22 protein-coding genes are annotated in these 17,237 nt (G+C 70.3%); 9 read left to right on the forward strand and 13 right to left on the reverse strand.

All coding sequences use genetic code 11. From position 1 onward, the window contains the following. The first annotated feature begins 13 nt into the window (after positions 1 to 13). Positions 14 to 667, forward strand: a complete 654-nt coding sequence (locus FHU38_RS21435) for an O-methyltransferase (protein ID WP_167174323.1) — start codon at positions 14 to 16, stop codon at positions 665 to 667. Here FHU38_RS21435 and FHU38_RS21440 read toward each other — a convergent pair. Beyond that, a complete protein-coding gene (locus tag FHU38_RS21440; RefSeq protein ID WP_167174326.1) occupies positions 618 to 1,901 on the reverse strand; it encodes an MFS transporter in 1,284 nt (427 codons plus the stop codon). The two genes, FHU38_RS21435 and FHU38_RS21440, sit on opposite strands and share 50 nt — an antisense overlap. A 94-nt stretch (positions 1,902 to 1,995) precedes the next feature. Between FHU38_RS21440 and FHU38_RS21445 the strand changes: the two genes are divergently transcribed. Then, positions 1,996 to 2,880, forward strand: coding sequence for a LysR family transcriptional regulator (locus FHU38_RS21445; RefSeq protein WP_167176387.1), 885 nt, complete (start codon positions 1,996 to 1,998; stop codon positions 2,878 to 2,880). Here the strand turns inward: FHU38_RS21445 and FHU38_RS21450 are convergent. Further along, positions 2,871 to 4,346 carry a leucyl aminopeptidase gene (locus FHU38_RS21450; RefSeq protein WP_167174329.1) on the reverse strand — a complete coding sequence of 492 codons (1,476 nt, stop codon included), beginning with the start codon at positions 4,344 to 4,346 and terminating at the stop codon, positions 2,871 to 2,873. The genes FHU38_RS21445 and FHU38_RS21450 overlap by 10 nt on opposite strands. A 77-nt stretch (positions 4,347 to 4,423) precedes the next feature. Continuing rightward, positions 4,424 to 4,591: a DUF3117 domain-containing protein gene (locus FHU38_RS21455; protein ID WP_009152618.1), complete on the reverse strand. Its 168-nt coding sequence runs from the start codon at positions 4,589 to 4,591 to the stop codon at positions 4,424 to 4,426. Between the two features lie 192 nt (positions 4,592 to 4,783). On the opposite strand from FHU38_RS21455, the gene FHU38_RS21460 reads away from it, so the two are divergent. Next, a complete protein-coding gene (locus tag FHU38_RS21460) occupies positions 4,784 to 5,578 on the forward strand; it encodes an enoyl-CoA hydratase-related protein (RefSeq protein ID WP_167174332.1) in 795 nt (264 codons plus the stop codon). A 1-nt stretch (position 5,579) separates the two neighbouring features. On the opposite strand, the gene FHU38_RS21465 is transcribed toward FHU38_RS21460, so the two are convergent. Genes FHU38_RS21465 through dapE form a run of 7 tightly spaced genes read right to left on the reverse strand, consistent with a single transcriptional unit; the run spans position 5,580 to position 10,322 of the window. After that, positions 5,580 to 6,158 (reverse strand): DNA-3-methyladenine glycosylase I, encoded by a 579-nt coding sequence (locus tag FHU38_RS21465; protein WP_167174335.1) that lies wholly within the window; start codon positions 6,156 to 6,158, stop codon positions 5,580 to 5,582. After that, positions 6,155 to 6,607, reverse strand: coding sequence for an SRPBCC family protein (locus FHU38_RS21470; RefSeq protein ID WP_167174338.1), 453 nt, complete (start codon positions 6,605 to 6,607; stop codon positions 6,155 to 6,157). Before FHU38_RS21470 ends, FHU38_RS21465 begins: the two co-directional genes overlap by 4 nt. Then, entirely contained in the window at positions 6,604 to 6,921 is a 318-nt protein-coding gene (locus tag FHU38_RS21475) for a DivIVA domain-containing protein (RefSeq protein WP_167174341.1), read from the reverse strand. Before FHU38_RS21475 ends, FHU38_RS21470 begins: the two co-directional genes overlap by 4 nt. A 27-nt stretch (positions 6,922 to 6,948) precedes the next feature. Then, positions 6,949 to 7,869, reverse strand: coding sequence for a glucosyl-3-phosphoglycerate synthase (locus FHU38_RS21480; RefSeq protein ID WP_167174344.1), 921 nt, complete (start codon positions 7,867 to 7,869; stop codon positions 6,949 to 6,951). An 8-nt stretch (positions 7,870 to 7,877) separates the two neighbouring features. Beyond that, positions 7,878 to 8,447: an LOG family protein gene (locus FHU38_RS21485; RefSeq protein WP_313886845.1), complete on the reverse strand. Its 570-nt coding sequence runs from the start codon at positions 8,445 to 8,447 to the stop codon at positions 7,878 to 7,880. After that, complete coding sequence (locus FHU38_RS21490) at positions 8,447 to 9,229, reverse strand: LOG family protein (protein ID WP_009152611.1); 783 nt, start codon at positions 9,227 to 9,229, stop codon at positions 8,447 to 8,449. The genes FHU38_RS21485 and FHU38_RS21490 overlap by 1 nt, the downstream gene beginning before the upstream one ends. A 16-nt stretch (positions 9,230 to 9,245) precedes the next feature. Then, a complete protein-coding gene (dapE, locus tag FHU38_RS21495; RefSeq protein ID WP_167174347.1) occupies positions 9,246 to 10,322 on the reverse strand; it encodes a succinyl-diaminopimelate desuccinylase in 1,077 nt (358 codons plus the stop codon). A gap of 43 nt (positions 10,323 to 10,365) precedes the next feature. On the opposite strand from dapE, the gene FHU38_RS21500 reads away from it, so the two are divergent. Together FHU38_RS21500 and dapD are read left to right on the forward strand one after the other, a co-directional pair. Then, the gene (locus FHU38_RS21500; RefSeq protein ID WP_167176391.1) at positions 10,366 to 10,797 is read left to right on the forward strand and encodes a hypothetical protein; all 432 of its coding nucleotides are present in this window, start codon (positions 10,366 to 10,368) and stop codon (positions 10,795 to 10,797) included. A 21-nt stretch (positions 10,798 to 10,818) separates the two neighbouring features. Then, positions 10,819 to 11,802, forward strand: a complete 984-nt coding sequence (gene dapD, locus FHU38_RS21505; protein ID WP_167174350.1) for a 2,3,4,5-tetrahydropyridine-2,6-dicarboxylate N-succinyltransferase — start codon at positions 10,819 to 10,821, stop codon at positions 11,800 to 11,802. A 13-nt stretch (positions 11,803 to 11,815) separates the two neighbouring features. Here the strand turns inward: dapD and dapC are convergent, their stop codons facing one another. The 3 genes from dapC to FHU38_RS21520 all read right to left on the reverse strand — a co-directional run bounded on the left by dapC (position 11,816) and on the right by FHU38_RS21520 (position 13,485). Next, on the reverse strand, positions 11,816 to 12,910 hold the full coding sequence (gene dapC / locus FHU38_RS21510; protein ID WP_167174353.1) for a succinyldiaminopimelate transaminase: 1,095 nt from the start codon (positions 12,908 to 12,910) through the stop codon (positions 11,816 to 11,818). Continuing rightward, positions 12,907 to 13,227 carry a ferredoxin gene (fdxA, locus tag FHU38_RS21515; protein ID WP_009152606.1) on the reverse strand — a complete coding sequence of 107 codons (321 nt, stop codon included), beginning with the start codon at positions 13,225 to 13,227 and terminating at the stop codon, positions 12,907 to 12,909. Before fdxA ends, dapC begins: the two co-directional genes overlap by 4 nt. 66 nt (positions 13,228 to 13,293) lie before the next feature. Further along, on the reverse strand, positions 13,294 to 13,485 hold the full coding sequence (locus tag FHU38_RS21520) for a hypothetical protein (protein ID WP_167174357.1): 192 nt from the start codon (positions 13,483 to 13,485) through the stop codon (positions 13,294 to 13,296). 37 nt (positions 13,486 to 13,522) lie between these two features. Between FHU38_RS21520 and FHU38_RS21525 the strand changes: the two genes are divergently transcribed. Genes FHU38_RS21525 through FHU38_RS21540 form a run of 4 tightly spaced genes read left to right on the forward strand, consistent with a single transcriptional unit; the run spans position 13,523 to position 17,205 of the window. Beyond that, positions 13,523 to 14,305, forward strand: a complete 783-nt coding sequence (locus tag FHU38_RS21525; RefSeq protein ID WP_167174359.1) for a GNAT family N-acetyltransferase — start codon at positions 13,523 to 13,525, stop codon at positions 14,303 to 14,305. Further along, positions 14,302 to 15,297 (forward strand): 2-phospho-L-lactate transferase, encoded by a 996-nt coding sequence (gene cofD, locus FHU38_RS21530; protein ID WP_167174362.1) that lies wholly within the window; start codon positions 14,302 to 14,304, stop codon positions 15,295 to 15,297. The genes FHU38_RS21525 and cofD overlap by 4 nt, the downstream gene beginning before the upstream one ends. Next, positions 15,290 to 16,627, forward strand: a complete 1,338-nt coding sequence (locus tag FHU38_RS21535) for a coenzyme F420-0:L-glutamate ligase (protein ID WP_167174365.1) — start codon at positions 15,290 to 15,292, stop codon at positions 16,625 to 16,627. Before cofD ends, FHU38_RS21535 begins: the two co-directional genes overlap by 8 nt. Beyond that, positions 16,621 to 17,205, forward strand: a complete 585-nt coding sequence (locus FHU38_RS21540; protein WP_167174368.1) for an NUDIX hydrolase — start codon at positions 16,621 to 16,623, stop codon at positions 17,203 to 17,205. The genes FHU38_RS21535 and FHU38_RS21540 overlap by 7 nt, the downstream gene beginning before the upstream one ends. The last annotated feature ends 32 nt before the right edge of the window (positions 17,206 to 17,237 follow it).

Consider the following 17,237-nt stretch of genomic DNA (forward strand, 5'->3'; position numbering starts at 1 on the left):
CTAACCTCAGCGCGTGAACTCCGAGACGCACGTCACCGGCCTGGTTGACCTCGGCGACTTCGTCGAGAGCTACGTCCCCGATGACGACGTCTTGGCCGCGGCGAGGATGCGTGCGGGCGAGTTGGGCTGCCCTCCGGTGTCCTGCGGAGTGGGCGCCGCGTTGAGCTTCCTCGCCGCCACCTTGCAGGCGCGGGCGGTCGTGGAGATCGGGACGGGCGCCGGGGTCAGTGGGTTGTGCCTGCTACGGGGCATGGCTTCCGACGGCGTGCTGACCTCGATCGATCTGGAGCCGGAGTTCCACCGCTACGCCCGCAGGACGTTCCTCGACGCCGGATTCGCGGCAGGGCGGATGCGGCTCATCATGGGCCGCGCACTGGACGTGCTGCCCCGGCTGACCTCCGGTGGCTACGACCTGGTGTTCGCCGACGCCGCCAGGCTGGAGTACCCGAGCTACTTCGAGGTGGGAGTCGAGTTGCTGCGGCCGGGCGGGGTGATCGTGTTCCACAACATGCTGGCGGGCGGCAGGGTCGGTGACCACGCCCGGCGCGACCCGGAACTACTGGCGCTGCGGGAGGTGGCTCGCGCGTTACGGGAGGACGAGCGGCTACTGCCGGTGTTCATCCCGCTGGGCAGCGGCTTGCTGGCGGCTGCCGTCGCGGGTTCGTGAGCGGGATGCCGTCCGGCCGCCTCCGGCAGGTCGCGTGGACGGCGAGCGCGGCCAGTCCCAGCCACAGCGCTACACCGGCGACCAGCCAGGCCCAGCCTGCTTGGCCGTAGACAGCGGTTCCCGCGGTGCCACCGAAGCTGCTGCCCAGGTAGTAGGCGAGGGTGTACAGGCTCGCCGCCGGGCCGCGCGCCCACTGCGGGGCCTCGGCGGCGGCCCAACCGTTGGCGACGGCGTGGGCGGCGAAGAATCCGCCGGTGAGCACGACGAAACCGGCTACGACGAGCGGTAACGAATCGGCGACGGTGAGAGCGGCGCCCACTGCCGTGACCAGCAACGCGATCAGCAGGCAACGGCGGCGGCCGAATCTGACGGCGAGGCGGCCCACAGTCGCCGACGACACCGCACCCATGGCGTAGGCGAGGAACACCAGTGACGCGAGCGCGGGCGGCAGCGAGAGCGGTTCGCTGGTGAGCCGGAACCCGGCGGCGTTGTACAGGGCGACGAACGAGCCCATCGCCAGCAACGCCACCGCGTACTGCGCCAGCAGCACCGGCTTGCGAAGCGCCGAGGCCATACCCGCGAAAACCCCGCGCGACCTGGCACGCAGTTCCCTCGGCGTACCGGACCGGCCTCGCCCATCGCGGTGCCCATCGCGATGGGCCCGGCGGGGCAGGGTGACCGCGGTGAGGAGTGCGCAAAGCAGCGACAGCGCGGCGACGAAGGCCAGCGCGCCACGCCAACCGAACACCTCGGACGTGACACCACCGGCCAGCCTGCCGAGCATGCCGCCTACGGTGTTCCCTGCGATCATGGCCCCTACCGCTGCGGTCACACCGGCGCCGCCGAGCAGCTCGACAAGGTAGGCGGCCGCGACACCGGGGAAACCCGCGATCGCCACACCCTGCAACGCCCTGAGCACGAGCAGCGCCTCATACGAACCCGCGAGCGGCAGCGCGAGGCCGAGCAGCGCCGAACACAACGTCGAGGCGAGAATCACGCCTCGCCGACCGACGAATTCCGAAAGCACACCGATCGGCACCACCGCCACCGCGAGGGCGCCCGTAGCGACGCTGACCGTGAGGGAGGCGCTCGCCGGATCGAGCGCGAACGCCTCCGCCAGCCAAGGCAGCAGCGGCTGTGGAGCGTAGAGCAGGGCGAACGAACAGATCCCCGCCGCGGCGACCGCGATGGTGACCCGGAGGGAGACGGACTGGGGTGGTGCGGCTGTAGCCACGGCTGCCGACGCTAGAGCGGACTGATCAATACGTCTAATACGAAGCAGCCGCATAATCGATGATGTGGTGAATGATTCCGCGAACGCGCCGCTCATGACGGCACTGGCGGGTAACGCGGCGCTGTTGCGGGTGCTGAAGCTCACCGGCAACGTCACCCGAGCGGCCGAGGAACTCGGTATCCCGCAGCCGACCGCCAGCAGGCGCATCGCCGCGCTGGGTCAGGCGCTCGGGGCTCCGCTGACCGTTCCCGAGGGGCGGGGTGTGCGCCTCACCCGGGCGGGCAGGCTGCTCGCCGACGCAGCCGAGCGCGCCGTCGACCTGCTCAGCGACGGGGTGCGCAGGGCGAGCGAGGAGATCGATCCGGAACGCGGGCACGTGGTGCTGGGTTTCCTGCACCTGCTCGGCCGCTCGCTCGTGCCTTCGCTGCTCGCCGACTTCAGGGCGAACCACCGGCACGTGCGGTTCAGCCTCGTGCAGGGCTCACGGCAGGACGTGGTGGATCGGCTTCGCGGCGGCAGCGTCGATCTCGCCCTGATCGCGCCACCACCCGCCGAGCCAGGCCTTGCCTCCGCATCGCTGGCCGAGCAGGAACTGTTCGTTTCCGTACCCAACGGGCACCGGCTCGCGGCGCGTGGTCGCGTGCGGATCACCGACCTGAGGCACGAGGTGTTCGTGATGCTGGAACACGGCTACGGGCTGCGCCAGATCACCGACGAGCTGTGCGCCGGCGCCGGGTTCCTGCCCGACGTCGCGTTCGAGGGTCAGGAGTCCGATACCGTGCGCGGGCTGGTCGCGGCCGGGTTGGGGATCGCGCTGCTGCCCAAGTTCCAGCCCGGCTCCCCTTCCGGTGTCACCGAACTGCCGCTCGACCCGCCGGTGACGCGCACGCTTGGGCTGGTCTGGCCTGCCTCGCCGCCGTTGCCACCCGCTGTCGCCGCGTTCCGCGACTTCGTGCTCGGCAGGCCCGTTCAGGCGTAGGAGGCAGCGAGTTCGACGAGGGTGCGCGTGGCGAATCCGGTGCCGCCGGGCACCACCTCGTCGTAGTTCTTGTCCGAGCGCGCGGGGCCCGCGATGTCCAGGTGCGCCCACGGCAGCCCACCCGCGAACTCCCGCAGGAACAGCGCTGCCACGATGCCGCCGGGACCGGGCGGAACCTGCCGCACGTCGGCGATGTCGCTTCGCACGTCACTGGCGTGGTCGTCGGGAAGCGGCATCCGCCACCACGCCTCCCCTACCCGCTCGCCCGCGGCCCGCAGCCGCAGTGCCAGGTCGTCGTCGCTGGCGAACAGTCCTCCGGTTCGCAGACCGAGCGCGATCTTCATCGCGCCGGTCAACGTGGCGACGTCCACGACGAGGTCCGGGGAGAAGCGCGAGGTGCCGTAGGCGAGCGCGTCGGCGAGCACCATCCTGCCCTCCGCGTCGGTGTTGGTCACCTCGGTGGTGCGCCCGCCGTAGTGCCGCACGACGTCACCTGGCCGGTACGCCGAGCCGGAAATGAGGTTCTCGGCTGCGGGAACCAGCGCGGTAACGCGCACCCGGAGCCGCAGCGTCGCGATGGCACGCATCGCCGCCAGCACGGCGCCGCCGCCGGACATGTCGGTGCGCATCACCTGCATGCCTTCCGCGGGCTTCACCGAGATCCCGCCGGTGTCGAAGGTGATGCCCTTGCCGACGAACAGCAGATGTGCCGTGGCCCCGCGAGGCCGGTACACCGCCTCGATCAACCGCGGTGGACTCGCGGAACCGCCGCCGACTGCGAGCATCCCGCCGAATCCACGCTCGGCCAGCCACCGCTCGTCACGCACGGTGACCGTGAGTCCGGGCAGGTCGGCGGTGAGCCGCTGGGCCGTGTTGGCGAGCCAGGCCGGGTTCTTGACGTTGGAAGGGGTGTTGGCGAGGTCGCGAGCGAGCGCGGTCGCCCGCGCCAGCTCGCACGCCCTGCTCACCGCCTCCGTATACGGCTGCGTGGCGTCAGCCGTTGGCGCCACCAGCCGTACCTTGCGCACACCCGTAGCGCCGTTGTCCATGCTCACCCGGTACCGGTAGCCCCCGAGCAGCACACCGGTGGCGAACTGGCCGTAGAGGTCGGGGCCCGCCTGCGGCGGCAGCTCGACCTGCACCGTGACCGGGCCTCGCCTGCCTGCCGCGTCGCCGCCCTGGCCCGCGTCGGCCGTCGCCGCGCGGGCGAACGCGGCGCCTGCCGCGCGGTAGTCCCTGGCGGTCCCTTCGCCGACCCCGACGAGCCACCGCGGCCCTTCGGGGCCGGCTAGCGGGCTGACCTCCGCTGCCTTGCCCGTGGCCCGCAGGCGGTTCATAACCTCGGTGTACTCGGTTTCGGCCCCGGAAGGGACCACTACCGCGAGAGCGACCCCACGGCGGGCGGCACCTACCACCTCCACATCGGTCAGGTGGGTGGGGATGGAGGGCAGCGGGGAGCGCGCCATCGACGGCCTCCAGGCACAGTCAGGTGGAGCCAGCCCGAACTGAGGTCAACGCTGGCGGGCGGTCAATGAGGGAACGGTCAGCTGGTGGCCTCCTGAAGGGCCGCACCGAGATCCTTGGCCTCCTCGGCCGACAGCTCGACGACGAGTCGCCCACCACCCTCGAGTGGTACGCGCATCACGAGGCCCCGCCCCTCCTTAGTCACCTCGAGGGGACCATCTCCGGTCCGGGGCTTCATGGCCGCCATAGCGTGCTCCCTCCGTCTGAACCAGCGCGCCCGGGTCGCGCTCGCCAAAGCAACCGGGTCAATCGCCATTGTCCCCCATCGGCAGTCGGCCGCGAACGCGGACCGATCTTAGCGCCGGCACATCGCCGCTGGTATGCGGCTCACGGGCCTGTCAGACTCTCGGGGCAACGCCGACGACGAAGGGTTTTACCAGTGACCACAGAGGACGTGCTACGGCGCGAGGACGCCGACGGGGTGCGCACCCTGACGCTCAACCGGCCGAAGGCGTACAACTCACTCACCGTGGAACTGAAGGAGTCGCTGCTGCGGGAGCTGCGGCAGGCGGCGAGCGATGACGAGGTCAGGGCACTGGTGCTCACCGGAGCAGGCAAGGCGTTCTGCGCGGGGCAGGACCTCAAGGAGCACATCGGCAAGCTGCGCGCCGGTGACGACTCGCCGCTGCGGACGGTGTCGCAGCACTACAACCCGATCATCAAAACGATCGTGGACATGCCCAAGCCGGTGATCGCCGCCGTCAACGGGCCCGCCGCCGGGGCCGGTGCCGCACTCGCCTACGCCGCCGACGTGCGCATAGCGGCGAGCTCGGCGAACTTCATGATGGCCTTCGCCAAAGTTGGCCTCGGACCGGACTCGGGTGCGTCGTGGACGCTGCAACGACTCATCGGGTACGGCCGCGCGCTTGAGCTCATGCTGCTGGCCCGCACCGTCGAAAGCGAGGAAGCGCTGCGCATCGGGCTGGTCGGCGAGGTGGTGGCCGACGAGAACCTCGCCGCGCGGGCGCACGAGTTGGCCGCCGGGCTGGCGGCCGGTCCGACGGCGGCCTACTCCTCGATCAAGTCCACGATGGCGACGGCGGCGCGCAGCACGCTCGACGAGGCACTGGCCGAGGAGGACGCGGGCCAGGCCAGGCTGGGCGCCACCGCCGACCATGCCGAGGCGGTGGCCGCGTTCGTGGACAAACGCCCGCCCAACTTCAGGGGCAGGTAGCTCAGCGGGCAGCGGCGCGGAAGCAGCCTTCGACGTGGTCGTCGACCATGCCGACGGCCTGCATCATCGCGTAACACGTGGTGGGCCCGACGAAGGCGAAGCCGCGCTTCTTCAACTCCCGCGCCATCGCCTTCGACTCCGGGGTCGTGGCAGGCACCTCAGCCATCGAGCGTGGCCGCCTCCGCGTCCCGGAGGGCGGCGCGAACGACCACAGCAGCTCGTCGAGCGGGACGTCCAGGGCGACCACCGCTCTGGCGTTGGTGACGGTGGCCCTGATCTTCGCCCGGTTGCGCACGATGGACGCATCCGCAAGCAGTCGGTCGACGTCGTCGCCGGTGAAGGAGGCGATGCGCTCGGGGTCGAACCCGGCGAAGGCGCTGCGGAAGCTCTCGCGCTTGCGCAGGATCGTCAACCACGAAAGACCGGACTGGAACGCCTCCAGTGAGAGCCGTTCGAACAGCTGGCGTTGTCCACGCAGCACCACTCCCCATTCCTCGTCGTGGTAGGCGGCGTAGTCGGGTGCCGAGTTGCCCCATGAACAGCGGGCCACCCCGTCGGCGCCGAGCAGTTCGCGGTTCACTGGCCCACCACGTAGGACTCGGCGAAGCGGGCGAAGTTGCGCATCGAATGCCGCAGGCCGAGGGCGAACACCGGTCGCGCCACCGGCCAGCCGAGCCTGCCGAAGATGCCGAACGGCGGCGTCAGGTGCTCCGACCAGATGAACACCGACCGCTGTGCACCCCTGGCCTGCACATGAAAGGAACCGGTACCGCGCACGACGGACCCGAGGTGCCGCATCGTGCAGCGCACCGGCGGCTCCCAGCTGGTGATCTCCATCTGGTCCTTCACCCCGATGCCCGCCACACCCGTGAACGCCTCGATGCGGGAGCCGACGCTGCGGCCGTTACCGGACACCACGCGAACCTCGGTTCCCAGCATCCAGCGGCCCTGCTGGTTCCAGTCGGTCAGCGCCAGCCAGGTCGTGCCCGCGGGCGCCCCGACCTCCACCGAGGCCACGAGGTCGCTCATCGTGCGGCCCCTCGGGTCCGTTCGGCCAGCTCGGCCTCCAATTCGACCACTTTGGCTCGCAGGTCGTCGAGTTCGACGCCCAGCCGGTTGAGCACCCAGTCGACCTCGGCCATCTTGTAGCCGCGCAGCACGAGCTGGAACTTCACGCTCCTGATGTCATCGCCGGTGATGTCCTGCGCGGGTAGCCGCGTCGGCGAACTGCCAGGCGCCAGCGGGGCGAGCTCCTCGCCACGGCCGAACACGACGGCCGCGACCAGGAACACCACGGCCGCCACTAGCAGCATCACCAACAGGTAGATGAGCGCGGTGGTCACAGCACGATCGTGACATACGCCGCCACCTCACGTGCGCGTCGCCAGCACCTCGCGCATCGGAGGCCGGTCGAGTACGGGCACCTGCTTGACGTCCGCCACCCACTGGCCCGCGACCTGCACGAACTGGGTCAGTTCCTCGGCACCCCGTTCTGCGACACCGCACCGGTCGAGCGCGGTGCTCAGGATCTGCCGTGCCATCACGCCCAGTTGCAGCAACGAGCGGTTGCGGTGCTTGCGCACACCGAGGTTCACCTGTGCGAGTGCGTCGAGTCCGTACCGGGCCTCGGCGTCGAGCAGCAACCCGATCTCCACGCCGTAGCCCGTGGCGAACGGGACCGATTCCAGCAGCCGCCTCGTCGCCGCGTACTCGCCGCCGAGCGGCTGCACCAGCCAGGAAAGCGACGGCCGCAGCGCGGCCAGTAGCGGCCGGGCCAGCAGCTCGGTGACCCTGCCTCCGCCGGTGCCGAACTCGTCGGTCTCCAGCCGAAGCGGCCTGCGGTAGAAGCCCTTGACCAGCTCGACACCGGACGCGCACAGCAGCGGGCCCAGCAGCGACGGCACGAACTCAGGATCGGGCTCGACCAGGTCGGAGTCGAGAAAGACGATCAGTTCACCCGAGGTGGCGGCCAGCGAGCGCCACAGCACCTCGCCCTTACCCGGCAGCGGTTCCCAGTCCTGCAGCACGTCCTCGCGGTGGACCACCTTCGCACCGGCTTGCGCCGCGACGACCGCGGTGCCGTCGGTGGACCCGGAGTCGATCACCACCAGCTCGTCGACGAGCGACCCCAGCAGCGGGCGCACCGATGCCACCACGTCGCCGACGGTCGCCTCCTCGTTCAGCGCGGGCAGCACGACCGACACGGTCCGCGAGCCCTTGGCGCGCAACAGCTCCTCGGGCTTCCACGTCGGCGACTGCCAGGTGCGCCTCGCGAACCACTGCTCGTTCACTCGGCGACTCAGTCCGCCCACTTGTCGACCGGCCGGGCATCGTGCCGGGCGAAGGCGTCGAGCAGCGCCTCGGCGTCGGTTTCGATGGTCAGCAGCTCCCGGCTGGCCCGGTTCAGGAACCCCTCGTCGACCATGTGCTGGATGAAGCCGCGCAACTCGCGGTAGTAGCCGCGCACGTCAAGCAGGCCGACGGGTTTGGCGTGCAGCCCCAGCTGGGCCCAGGTCCACACCTCGAACAGCTCCTCAAGCGTGCCGGCGCCGCCCGGCAGCGCCACGAAGCCGTCCGAAAGCGCCGCCATCATCGCCTTGCGCTCGTGCATGTCCTCCACGACGTGTAGCTGGGTGAGCCCGGCGTGTGCGATCTCCTCCCGCATCAGGTGCTTGGGAATCACACCGATCACCTCGCCACCCGCGGCGAGTGTGGCGTCGGCGACCACCCCCATGAGTCCCACCTGGCCGCCGCCGTAGACGACGCCGATGCCCCGCCGTGCCAGCAGCCCGCCGAGCGCGGCGGCGTCGTCGGCGTAGCCGGGCTCGGCACCTTTCGACGACCCGCAGAAGACACAGAGCCGATCCACTAGTGCGTGTCCTCCCAGGCCTTGTACGCCTCCAGCACCACGCCGACCGCGTCGTCGATGTCGTCGGTGACGTGCAGCAAAGCCGCGTCCCGGTCGCCGATCTTTCCTTCCGACAGCACCGTTCCGCGCACCCAGTCGTAGAGCCCGCCCCAGTAGGCCGACCCGAACAGCACCACCGGGAACTTCGTCACCTTCTTGGTCTGCACGAGCGTGAGCGCCTCGAACAGCTCGTCCAGCGTGCCGAAACCGCCAGGCAGGCAGATGAAGGCCTGCGCGTACTTGACGAACATGGTCTTGCGCGTGAAGAAGTAGCGGAAGTTCACGCCGAGATCGACCCACGGGTTGAGTCCCTGCTCGAACGGCAGCTCGATCCCGAGACCGATGGACAGCCCGCCAGCTTCCGACGCACCCCGGTTCACCGCCTCCATCGAGCCGGGCCCGCCGCCGGTGATGGCCGCGAAACCAGCGTTGGCGAGCGCGCCACCGATGTCGCGGCCCAACTGGTACTCGGGGTGGTCGCGCGGCGTGCGTGCGGAACCGAACACCGTCACCGCCCTCGGCACCTCGGCCAGCGCGCCGAACCCCTCTACGAACTCCGCCTGTATCCGCAGCACCCGCCACGGGTCGGTGTGCACCCAGTCGCTCGGGCCCCTCGAGTCGAGCAGGCGTTGGTCGGTGGTGGTGTCCTCGGCCTGCCGTCCCCTGCGCAGCACGACCGGCCCTCGGTGGCGCTCGGGTGGGTGTTCGTTGTCGCCTCGGACATCGCGCGTCGCCTCGCTCACAGCGCCAAGCGTAGAGTCATGCCGACAGGAACGACCTCAGTACCTCGAACACCGAGGAGATCTCGCAGGCGGCGACGTGTTCCTGCCTGGTGTGCGCGAGCGTCGGGTCACCGGGGCCGAGGTTCACTGCGGGCATGCCGAGCGCGGCGAACCGCGCCACGTCGGTCCAGCCGAGTTTCGGCGCCACCCTCCCGCCCGCGGCGGCGACGAGCTCGGCAGCGGCTGGAGCGGACAGTCCCGGCAGCGCCCCCGCCGAGCTGTCCACCACGGTCAGGTCGAAGCCGTCGAACACCTCCGCCAGGTGCGCGCGCGCCTGCTCGACGCCGCGATCGGGGGCGAAGCGGTGGTTCACGGCCAGCACGGCGCTGTCCGGAACCACGTTGCCCGACACCCCGCCCGACACCCGCACCGCCTGCAACCCCTCGCGGTAGGTGAGCCCGTCGATCTCCACCTCGCGCGGCCGGTACTCGGCGAGCCTGCGCAGCGGTTCGGCGAGGGTGTGGATGGCGTTGACACCCATCCAGGCCCGTGCGGTGTGCGCCCGCCTGCCCTCGGCCCGCAACTCGACCCGCATGGTGCCCTGGCACCCCGCCTCGATCACACCGTTGGACGGCTCGCCGACCACGGCAAGGTCACCCCGCAACCACTGGGGCAGCTCCCGCTCGATTCGGCCGAGCCCGTTGCGGGCGGCCTCGACCTCCTCGCAGTCGTAGAAGACGAACGTCAGGTCGTGCCTCGGCTCGGTGAGGGTCGCCGCCAGGTGCAGCAGCACCGCATCGCCGCCCTTCATGTCCACCGTGCCCAGCCCGTGCAGCACCTGCTCCGCGCCGGAACCGGTGCGCGTCAGCGGAAGGTTGTCGTTGACCGGCACCGTGTCGAGGTGCCCGGCGAGCACCACGCGGCTCGGCCTGCCCAGCGACGTCCTCGCCAGCACGGCATCGCCGTGGCGGACCACCTCCAGGTGCGGCGCCTGCGCGCGCAGCGCCGCCTCCACCGCGTCGGCGATCTCGGCCTCGGCACCGGAGACGCTGGCGATGTTCACCAGCGCCTCGGTGAGATCGACGGGGTCGGCACGCAAGTCGAGTGAGGGCATGTCCGAACCGTAGCGCGGGGGTGCGTACGGTGTTGCCGTGCGCATGACAGTTGCCACGGCCGCCGTTGTCGCGGCGTTGCTGACGATCGCGGGTTGTTCCCGCGAAGCGGGCCCCATGCCCGAACAGCAGCCGCAGGACCCCGGACCAGGGGCGCTCACGGTCAAGTTGAACGCGCTCAGCGCCGATGAGTGCTTCCGGTCTCCGGAGTCGGTGCCCGCGCCCAACTGTGAGAAGTACGTGACCCAGGTGGCCAGCGTTCCCGAAACGGCGCGGCGCTTCGTCGACGCGGCGGGCAGCCAGCTCAACCGCGCGGCGAACGAACTCGCGTCGGGTATCGCCGCCTACCGCGACAACGGGTGCGCCCAGGGTGGCGGCCAGTCGTGTTCGACCGCGCTCACCGACATCGCGACCGCTCTGGAGGCGGTGCGGCGGGAGGTGTCGGCCCTGCCGGACGTGACGACACGGCCGAGCTGAGCAACGGCTACCGTAGCGGCCGTGAGCGAGCAGACCCCCAACCCAGATACGACCGGCGCGACCGGCGTCGGCCTTGCCACCGTGACAGGCGACGGGACCGTCCTCGACACCTGGTTCCCTCACCCGAAGCTGACGGCCGCGGCCTCGGGCGGCACCGAGCGGCTGACCGAGGCACAGGCCGAGGAACTGCTCGGGGATTCGGTTTCGGCGCTGCTCGGCCAGGACAGCGACCGAGGCGTCGAGGTGGTGGCCGTGCGCACCTCGATCGCCTCGCTTTCGCAGCCCCCTGCCGACGCCCACGACGTCTACCTGCGGCTGCACCTGCTCTCCCACCGGCTGGTCCGCCCGCACGGGCAGAACCTCGACGGAGTGTTCGGCCTGCTGTCCAACGTCGTGTGGACCAACCACGGCCCGTGCCCCGTTGAGGGCTTCGAGACGGCCAGGATGCGGCTGCGGGCGCGCGGCCAGGTGACGGTGTACGGCGTCGACAAGTTCCCTCGCATGGTGGACTACGTGGTGCCCTCCGGGGTGCGGATCGCTGATGCGGACCGGGTGCGCCTCGGTGCTCACCTGGCGAGCGGCTCCACCGTGATGCACGAGGGATTCGTGAACTTCAACGCGGGCACGCTGGGCGCCTCGATGGTGGAGGGCCGGATCTCGGCCGGAGTCGTGGTCGGCGACGGAACCGACATCGGCGGCGGCGCCTCGATCATGGGCACCCTCTCCGGTGGCGGCAAGGAAGTGATCTCGATCGGCGAGCGCTGCTTGATCGGCGCCAACGGCGGTGTCGGCATCTCGCTCGGCGACGACTGTGTTGTCGAGGCAGGCCTCTACATCACGGCGGGCACGAAGGTCAACGTAGAAGGCAAGTCGGTGAAGGCAAGGGAGCTGTCCGGCCTCTCCGGTGCGCTGTTGCGCCGCAACTCGACCACGGGCGCCGTCGAGGTCGTATCCCGTGCGGGCGCTGGTGTCGAGCTGAACGCCGCCCTGCACGCCAACGACTGACCGGGGCCGCCCGCTAGGCCTCGGCGAGCCGAGCGGCCGCGGCTTCGACCCGCTCGTCGGTGGCCGTCAGCGCGATACGCACGTGCTGGCGGCCCTTCGGGCCGTAGAAGGAGCCGGGCGCGACGAGGATGCCGTGCTGGGCGAACCAGTCCACGCTCGCCAGTGCGTCCTCGTCCCGGGTAGCCCACAGGTAAAGGCCCGCCTCGGAGTAGTCGATGCGGAATCCCACCTTCTCCAGCGCCGAGCGCAATACGGCGCGCCGGTTAGCGTAGCGTTCCCGCTGCCCGCGCAGCGCGGTGTCGTCGCGCAGCGCCACGGTCATCGCCTCCTGCACCGGCCTCGGCACGATCATCCCCGCATGCTTGCGCACGGCCAGCAGGTCACGCACGAGCGCGGGGTCGCCGGTGACGAAACCCGCACGGTAGCTGGCCAGGTTCGCCGACTTCGACAACGAATGAACGGCGAGCAGGCCGTCCATGCGTCCACCGTGGACATCGGGATGCAGTATCGAGATGGGTTCGCTCTCCCAGCCGAGCGCGAGGTAACACTCGTCGGAGACGACGATCGTGCCGCGCTCGCGTGCCCACTGGACCACCTTGCGCAGGTGTTCGAGGCCGAGCACTCGCCCCGTCGGATTGGACGGCGAGTTCAGCCACAGCAGCGCGGGCCTGCCGGGGCCGACGGCGGTCACCCCGTCCGAGCGCAGCACCGAAGCGCCTGCCAGCAGGGCGCCCACCTCGTAGGTGGGGTAGGCGAGCTCGGGGATGACCACCATCGAGCCCGGCTTCACGCCAAGCAGTGTCGGCAGCCACGCGACCAGTTCTTTCGACCCGATCGTGGGAAGCACGGCATCCGGGTCGATCCCCTCGACGCCATGCCTACGGCCCAACGCCTCCACAGCGGCCGATCGCAACGCGGCCGTGCCGTGGGTGGTCGGGTAACCGGGGATCTGCGACACCGAGGCCAGTGCCTCGCGCACGGGTTCGGGCACCGGGTCGACCGGTGTCCCGACGGACAGGTCGACGATGCCGCCGGGATGAGCCCGCGCGCGCCGGCTCTGCTCGGCCAGCGAGTCCCAGGGGAAGTCGGGCAGCCGCGAGCGGGTCATTCGCCCTGCGGGGGCAGGTCCTTGATCCACTGCGGGTCGTGAGCCGTCTTACCGACCTTGGACGCCCCGCCGGGAGAGCCGAGCTCGTCGAAGAAGTCGACGTTGGCCTTGGTGTAGGCGCTCCACTCGTCCGGCACGTCGTCCTCGTAGTAGATCGCTTCCACCGGACAGACCGGCTCGCAGGCTCCGCAGTCGACACACTCGTCGGGGTGGATGTAGAGCATCCGCTCGCCCTCATAGATGCAGTCGACGGGGCACTCGTCGATGCATGCCTTGTCGAGCACGTCGACGCAGGGCTCGGCGATCACATAGGTCACTGCGCTCTCCTGCTGGTGGTTTCAGTCCGGCTGGTTGCCGGACACTACGCTGTCTCGCCACGCATCCTAAGCCGAGGGCCCCTGTCGGGGAGGGAAGCGTTTGTCACCGGTAATCACGAATCGCGGCCTCGATTCGGCCGGTTCGGTGCCGGGCTCAGCCGTGGGTTCCGGCTCGTTGTCGACGGCCCTGGCGAAGCTGTCGGAGATTTCCCGCACCAGGTCGGCGTTGTGGCGATCGTCCTTGCGCGCGATACTCATCGGCCCTCCTTACTGGGCTTTTGATACCAATCTAGTCGTGAACGGGGCCGAGCACATCGAACACGCATGCGCCGACGCATGGCAGGCGCTGATCGAGCGAAGGCTCGGCGAGTGGCGGTTGCGGGCCGCGGCGGATCGGGTCGGCACCGAGCGGGTTCCCTTCACCGCCCGCGCCAACAGCGCTCTGGCCGTCGGCGACCCGGGAATCGCGATCACCAGCGCACTCGACGAAGTATGTGAGTTCGCCCACGAGCAACGCATCGAGCCTGTGGTGCAGGTTGTCCACGGCGATCCGGTGGAGTCCGAGTTGCTGCGGTCGGGATGGCGGCCGTATCACGAGCACGCGGTCGGTTGCGAGGTATCGGTCCTGGTCGGGCCGACCGGGCAAGGCGGCGAGGCAGGCGATGAGCGGATACGGATGTTGGACGCGCCGACGGCGGGCTGGTGGGAGCTCACGGTGGACTCGCCTCTGCCAACGACCGCACAGCGACATGTGCTGACCAGCGGTGACCGTGTTGGTTTCGGGGTGGCAGAGCACCAAGCAGGCACAGTGGCGGCGGTGCGCGGCGCCGTGGTCGGCGACCTGCTGCACGTCGCGCGGCTGGCGGTGCGGCAGCGGCTGCGCAGGCGCGGTATCGCGGGCGGACTCATGCGGCGGGTTTCGGCATGGGGGTCCGAACACGGCACTACTCGATGCGTTCTACAGGTCGCTGTCGGTAACAACGGTGCGCTGGCGTTGTACCAGCGCCTGGGATTCCGCGAGCACCACCGTTACCGCTACTGGGTTCCTGGCACGCCGTGGCAGGATCGGGCCCCGTGAAGGTTGTCGTTGTAGTGGGCGGCGTCGGCGGGGCGCGTTTTCTGCTCGGAGTCAAGGCCGCGCTCGGGCTGCCACCGGTGGGCGAGGGCGAGTCACCTCACCAGGTCACCGCGATCGTCAACACCGGTGACGACGTGTGGATGCACGGCCTGCGTGTCTGCCCGGACCTGGACACGTGCATGTACACCCTCGGCGGCGGGATCGACCCCGACCGGGGGTGGGGGCACGCGGGCGAGACCTGGACGGTCAAGGCCGAACTCCAGGCCTACGGTGCTGAGCCCACGTGGTTCTCGCTCGGCGACAAGGACATCGCCACGCACCTGGTCCGCACCCGCATGCTCCGCGCCGGTTACCCGCTCTCGGCGGTGACCGAGGCGCTGTGCGATCGGTGGCGCCCTGGGGCGAGGCTGCTTCCGATGGCCGACGACCGGGTGGAGACCCACGTGGTCGTGGACGACCCGGACGTGCCAGGACAGCGCAAGGCGCTGCACTTCCAGGAATGGTGGGTGCGCTACCGCGCTTCGCTTCGAGCGCACTCGATCGTTCCCGTCGGCGCAGAGGAGGCCACCCCGGCTCCCGGTGTGCTCGAGGCGATCGCTGAAGCCGATGCCGTGCTGTTCGCGCCTTCGAACCCGGTGGTCTCGGTCGGCACCGTGCTGTCGGTTCCCGGGGTGCGGGAGGCGCTGCGCAAGACCGAGGCCGGGATCGTCGGCGTCTCACCGATCATCGGCGGCAGGCCGCTGCGCGGGATGGCCGACGCGTGCCTCACCGCGATCGGCGTGGACACCTCGGCGGAAGCCGTGGGCAGGCTCTACGGGTCGAGACACACGTCGGAGGAAGGGCTGCTTGACGGGTGGCTGGTACACGAGGGCGAGTCGGTCGACGTGCCGGGAGTGGCGGTCAGGGCCGTTCCGCTGCTGATGTCCGGCGTCGACGCGACGGTGAAGATGGCACTTGCCGCGCTGGACTTGTCTGGAGTGGACGTTGACTGACCATGCGGCGCCAAGGCTGGAGATCATGCCGGTCGAGGGATTGCCCGAGTTCCGGCCGGGCGACGATCTCACGGGCGCCATCGCACGGCAGGCACCCTGGTTACGCTCGGGCGACATCGTGGTGGTCACCAGCAAGGTCGTCTCGAAGGTCGAGGGCAGGCTGGTCACCGTGCCGACCGATCCCGAGGAACGCGACGCCGCGAGACGCGCCCTTATCGACGAGGAGTCGGTGCGGGTCATCGCCCGCATGGGCCGCACGCTGATCACCGAGAACCCGCTGGGGATCGTGCAGGCGGCCTCGGGCGTGGACGCCTCCAACGTCGCGGGCGACGCGATCGCACTGCTGCCCACCGACCCGGACGCATCGGCCGCGGCGCTGCGAGCAGGGTTGCGCGAACGGCTCGGCGTCGAGGTCGCCGTGGTCGTCACCGACACGATGGGCAGGGCCTGGCGGCTCGGCCAGACCGACTTCGCGATCGGGTCATCGGGCCTTCGGGTGCTGCATTCCTACGCCGGAGCCGTGGACGGGCAGGGCAACGAGCTGGCCGTCACCGAGGTCGCGGTGGCCGACGAGGTGGCGGCTGCGGCGGACCTGGTGAAGGGCAAGCTCGGTGGCACACCGGTCGCGGTCGTTCGCGGCCTGGCCGTAGGCGACGGCACCGCCACGGCCCGCGATCTGGTGCGGCCGGTTGAGGAGGACCTGTTCCGGCTCGGCACAGCGGAGGCCATCGCGCAGGGACATCGCGAGGCGGTGCTGCTGCGCCGGTCGGTTCGGGAGTTCACCGACGAACCGGTTGACCCGGAACTGGTGCGCGCAGCCGTGGCGGCTGCGCTCACCGCGCCCGCGCCACACCACACCCGGCCGGTGCGGTTCGGCTGGCTACGCAACCGTGGGCAACGGGACAAGTTGCTTGAGGCGATGCGGGACGCCTGGCGGGCGGACCTGATCGGCGACGGCTTCACCGACGAGCAGATCGCCAAGCGGCTGCGCAGGGGCGATGTGCTGTTCGAGGCACCCGAGGTGGTTGTGCCGTTCCTGGTACCGGAGGGCGCCCACAACTATCCGGACCAGCGGCGCAACGCCTGTGAGCACACGATGTTCACCGTCGCCGGTGGCGCGGCGGTGCAGAACCTGCTGGTGGCTCTCGCGGCCGAGGGCCTCGGCTCGTGCTGGATCTCCTCGACGATCTTCGCCCCGGAAGTGGTTCGAACCACACTGGGACTGGACTCGTCGTGGCAACCGCTCGGTGCGGTCGCCATCGGGCACCATGCCGGGCCACGACACCCGCGCGAGCCACGCGAACTGGACGAGGGCCTGATCGAATGGTGAGCGCACTACACATCAACGCCACCGCGGCCCTGCGGGCGTGGCGGCCCTACGAGGCCGCGCAGGAGTCACTGCGGCAGAGCTACCTCGGCTTTCTCGCGGCGCGGGAGGACGCCTGTGAGCGGTCGTGCGCCCCAGGGCACCTGACCGCCTCGGCTGTGGTGTTGGACGAGCCGGGCGAGCGGGTGCTGCTTACCCTGCATCCCCGGGTCGGCAGGTGGCTTCAGCTTGGAGGTCACTGCGAACCGGAGGACTCCTCGCTGGCGGATGCCGCGCTGCGGGAGGCGCGCGAGGAGTCCGGCATTGAGGAGCTGACGCTGGACCCAGAGCCCGTTCGTCTCGAGGTGCACCCGATCACGTGCTCGCTGGGCGCCCCGACCCGGCACTTCGACGTGCAGTTCGTGGTGCGGGCTCCACGGGAAGCGCAGCCGGTGGCAAGCGACGAGTCGGACGACCTGCGCTGGTGGCCGGTACACGCGTTGCCCGAGGGCACAGAGGAGCTCACGGAGTTGATCGCGGCGGCGCTCGATCGCCGCCGCACCGGCTTGACTTCGCCGCGGCCACCGCGTCACCTTGGCTGACACAACGAACGGCACAACCCGGGGGGTTGCAG

The organism is Saccharomonospora amisosensis, from assembly GCF_011761185.1.
Taxonomy (GTDB): Bacteria; Actinomycetota; Actinomycetes; order Mycobacteriales; family Pseudonocardiaceae; genus Saccharomonospora_A; species Saccharomonospora_A amisosensis.

Excerpts from the sequence above, each read along its gene's own strand:
- FHU38_RS21445 (WP_167176387.1), top strand. The coding sequence starts at position 1,996 with ATGACGGCACTGGCGGGTAACGCGGCGCTGTTGCGGGTGCTGAAGCTC.
- FHU38_RS21450 (WP_167174329.1), bottom strand. The coding sequence starts at position 4,346 with ATGGCGCGCTCCCCGCTGCCCTCCATCCCCACCCACCTGACCGATGTG.
- FHU38_RS21455 (WP_009152618.1), bottom strand. The coding sequence starts at position 4,591 with ATGGCGGCCATGAAGCCCCGGACCGGAGATGGTCCCCTCGAGGTGACT.
- FHU38_RS21470 (WP_167174338.1), bottom strand. The coding sequence starts at position 6,607 with ATGAGCGACCTCGTGGCCTCGGTGGAGGTCGGGGCGCCCGCGGGCACG.
- dapE (WP_167174347.1), bottom strand. The coding sequence starts at position 10,322 with ATGCCCTCACTCGACTTGCGTGCCGACCCCGTCGATCTCACCGAGGCG.
- FHU38_RS21500 (WP_167176391.1), top strand. The coding sequence starts at position 10,366 with ATGACAGTTGCCACGGCCGCCGTTGTCGCGGCGTTGCTGACGATCGCG.
- dapC (WP_167174353.1), bottom strand. The coding sequence starts at position 12,910 with ATGACCCGCTCGCGGCTGCCCGACTTCCCCTGGGACTCGCTGGCCGAG.
- FHU38_RS21520 (WP_167174357.1), bottom strand. The coding sequence starts at position 13,485 with ATGAGTATCGCGCGCAAGGACGATCGCCACAACGCCGACCTGGTGCGG.
- FHU38_RS21540 (WP_167174368.1), top strand. The coding sequence starts at position 16,621 with ATGGTGAGCGCACTACACATCAACGCCACCGCGGCCCTGCGGGCGTGG.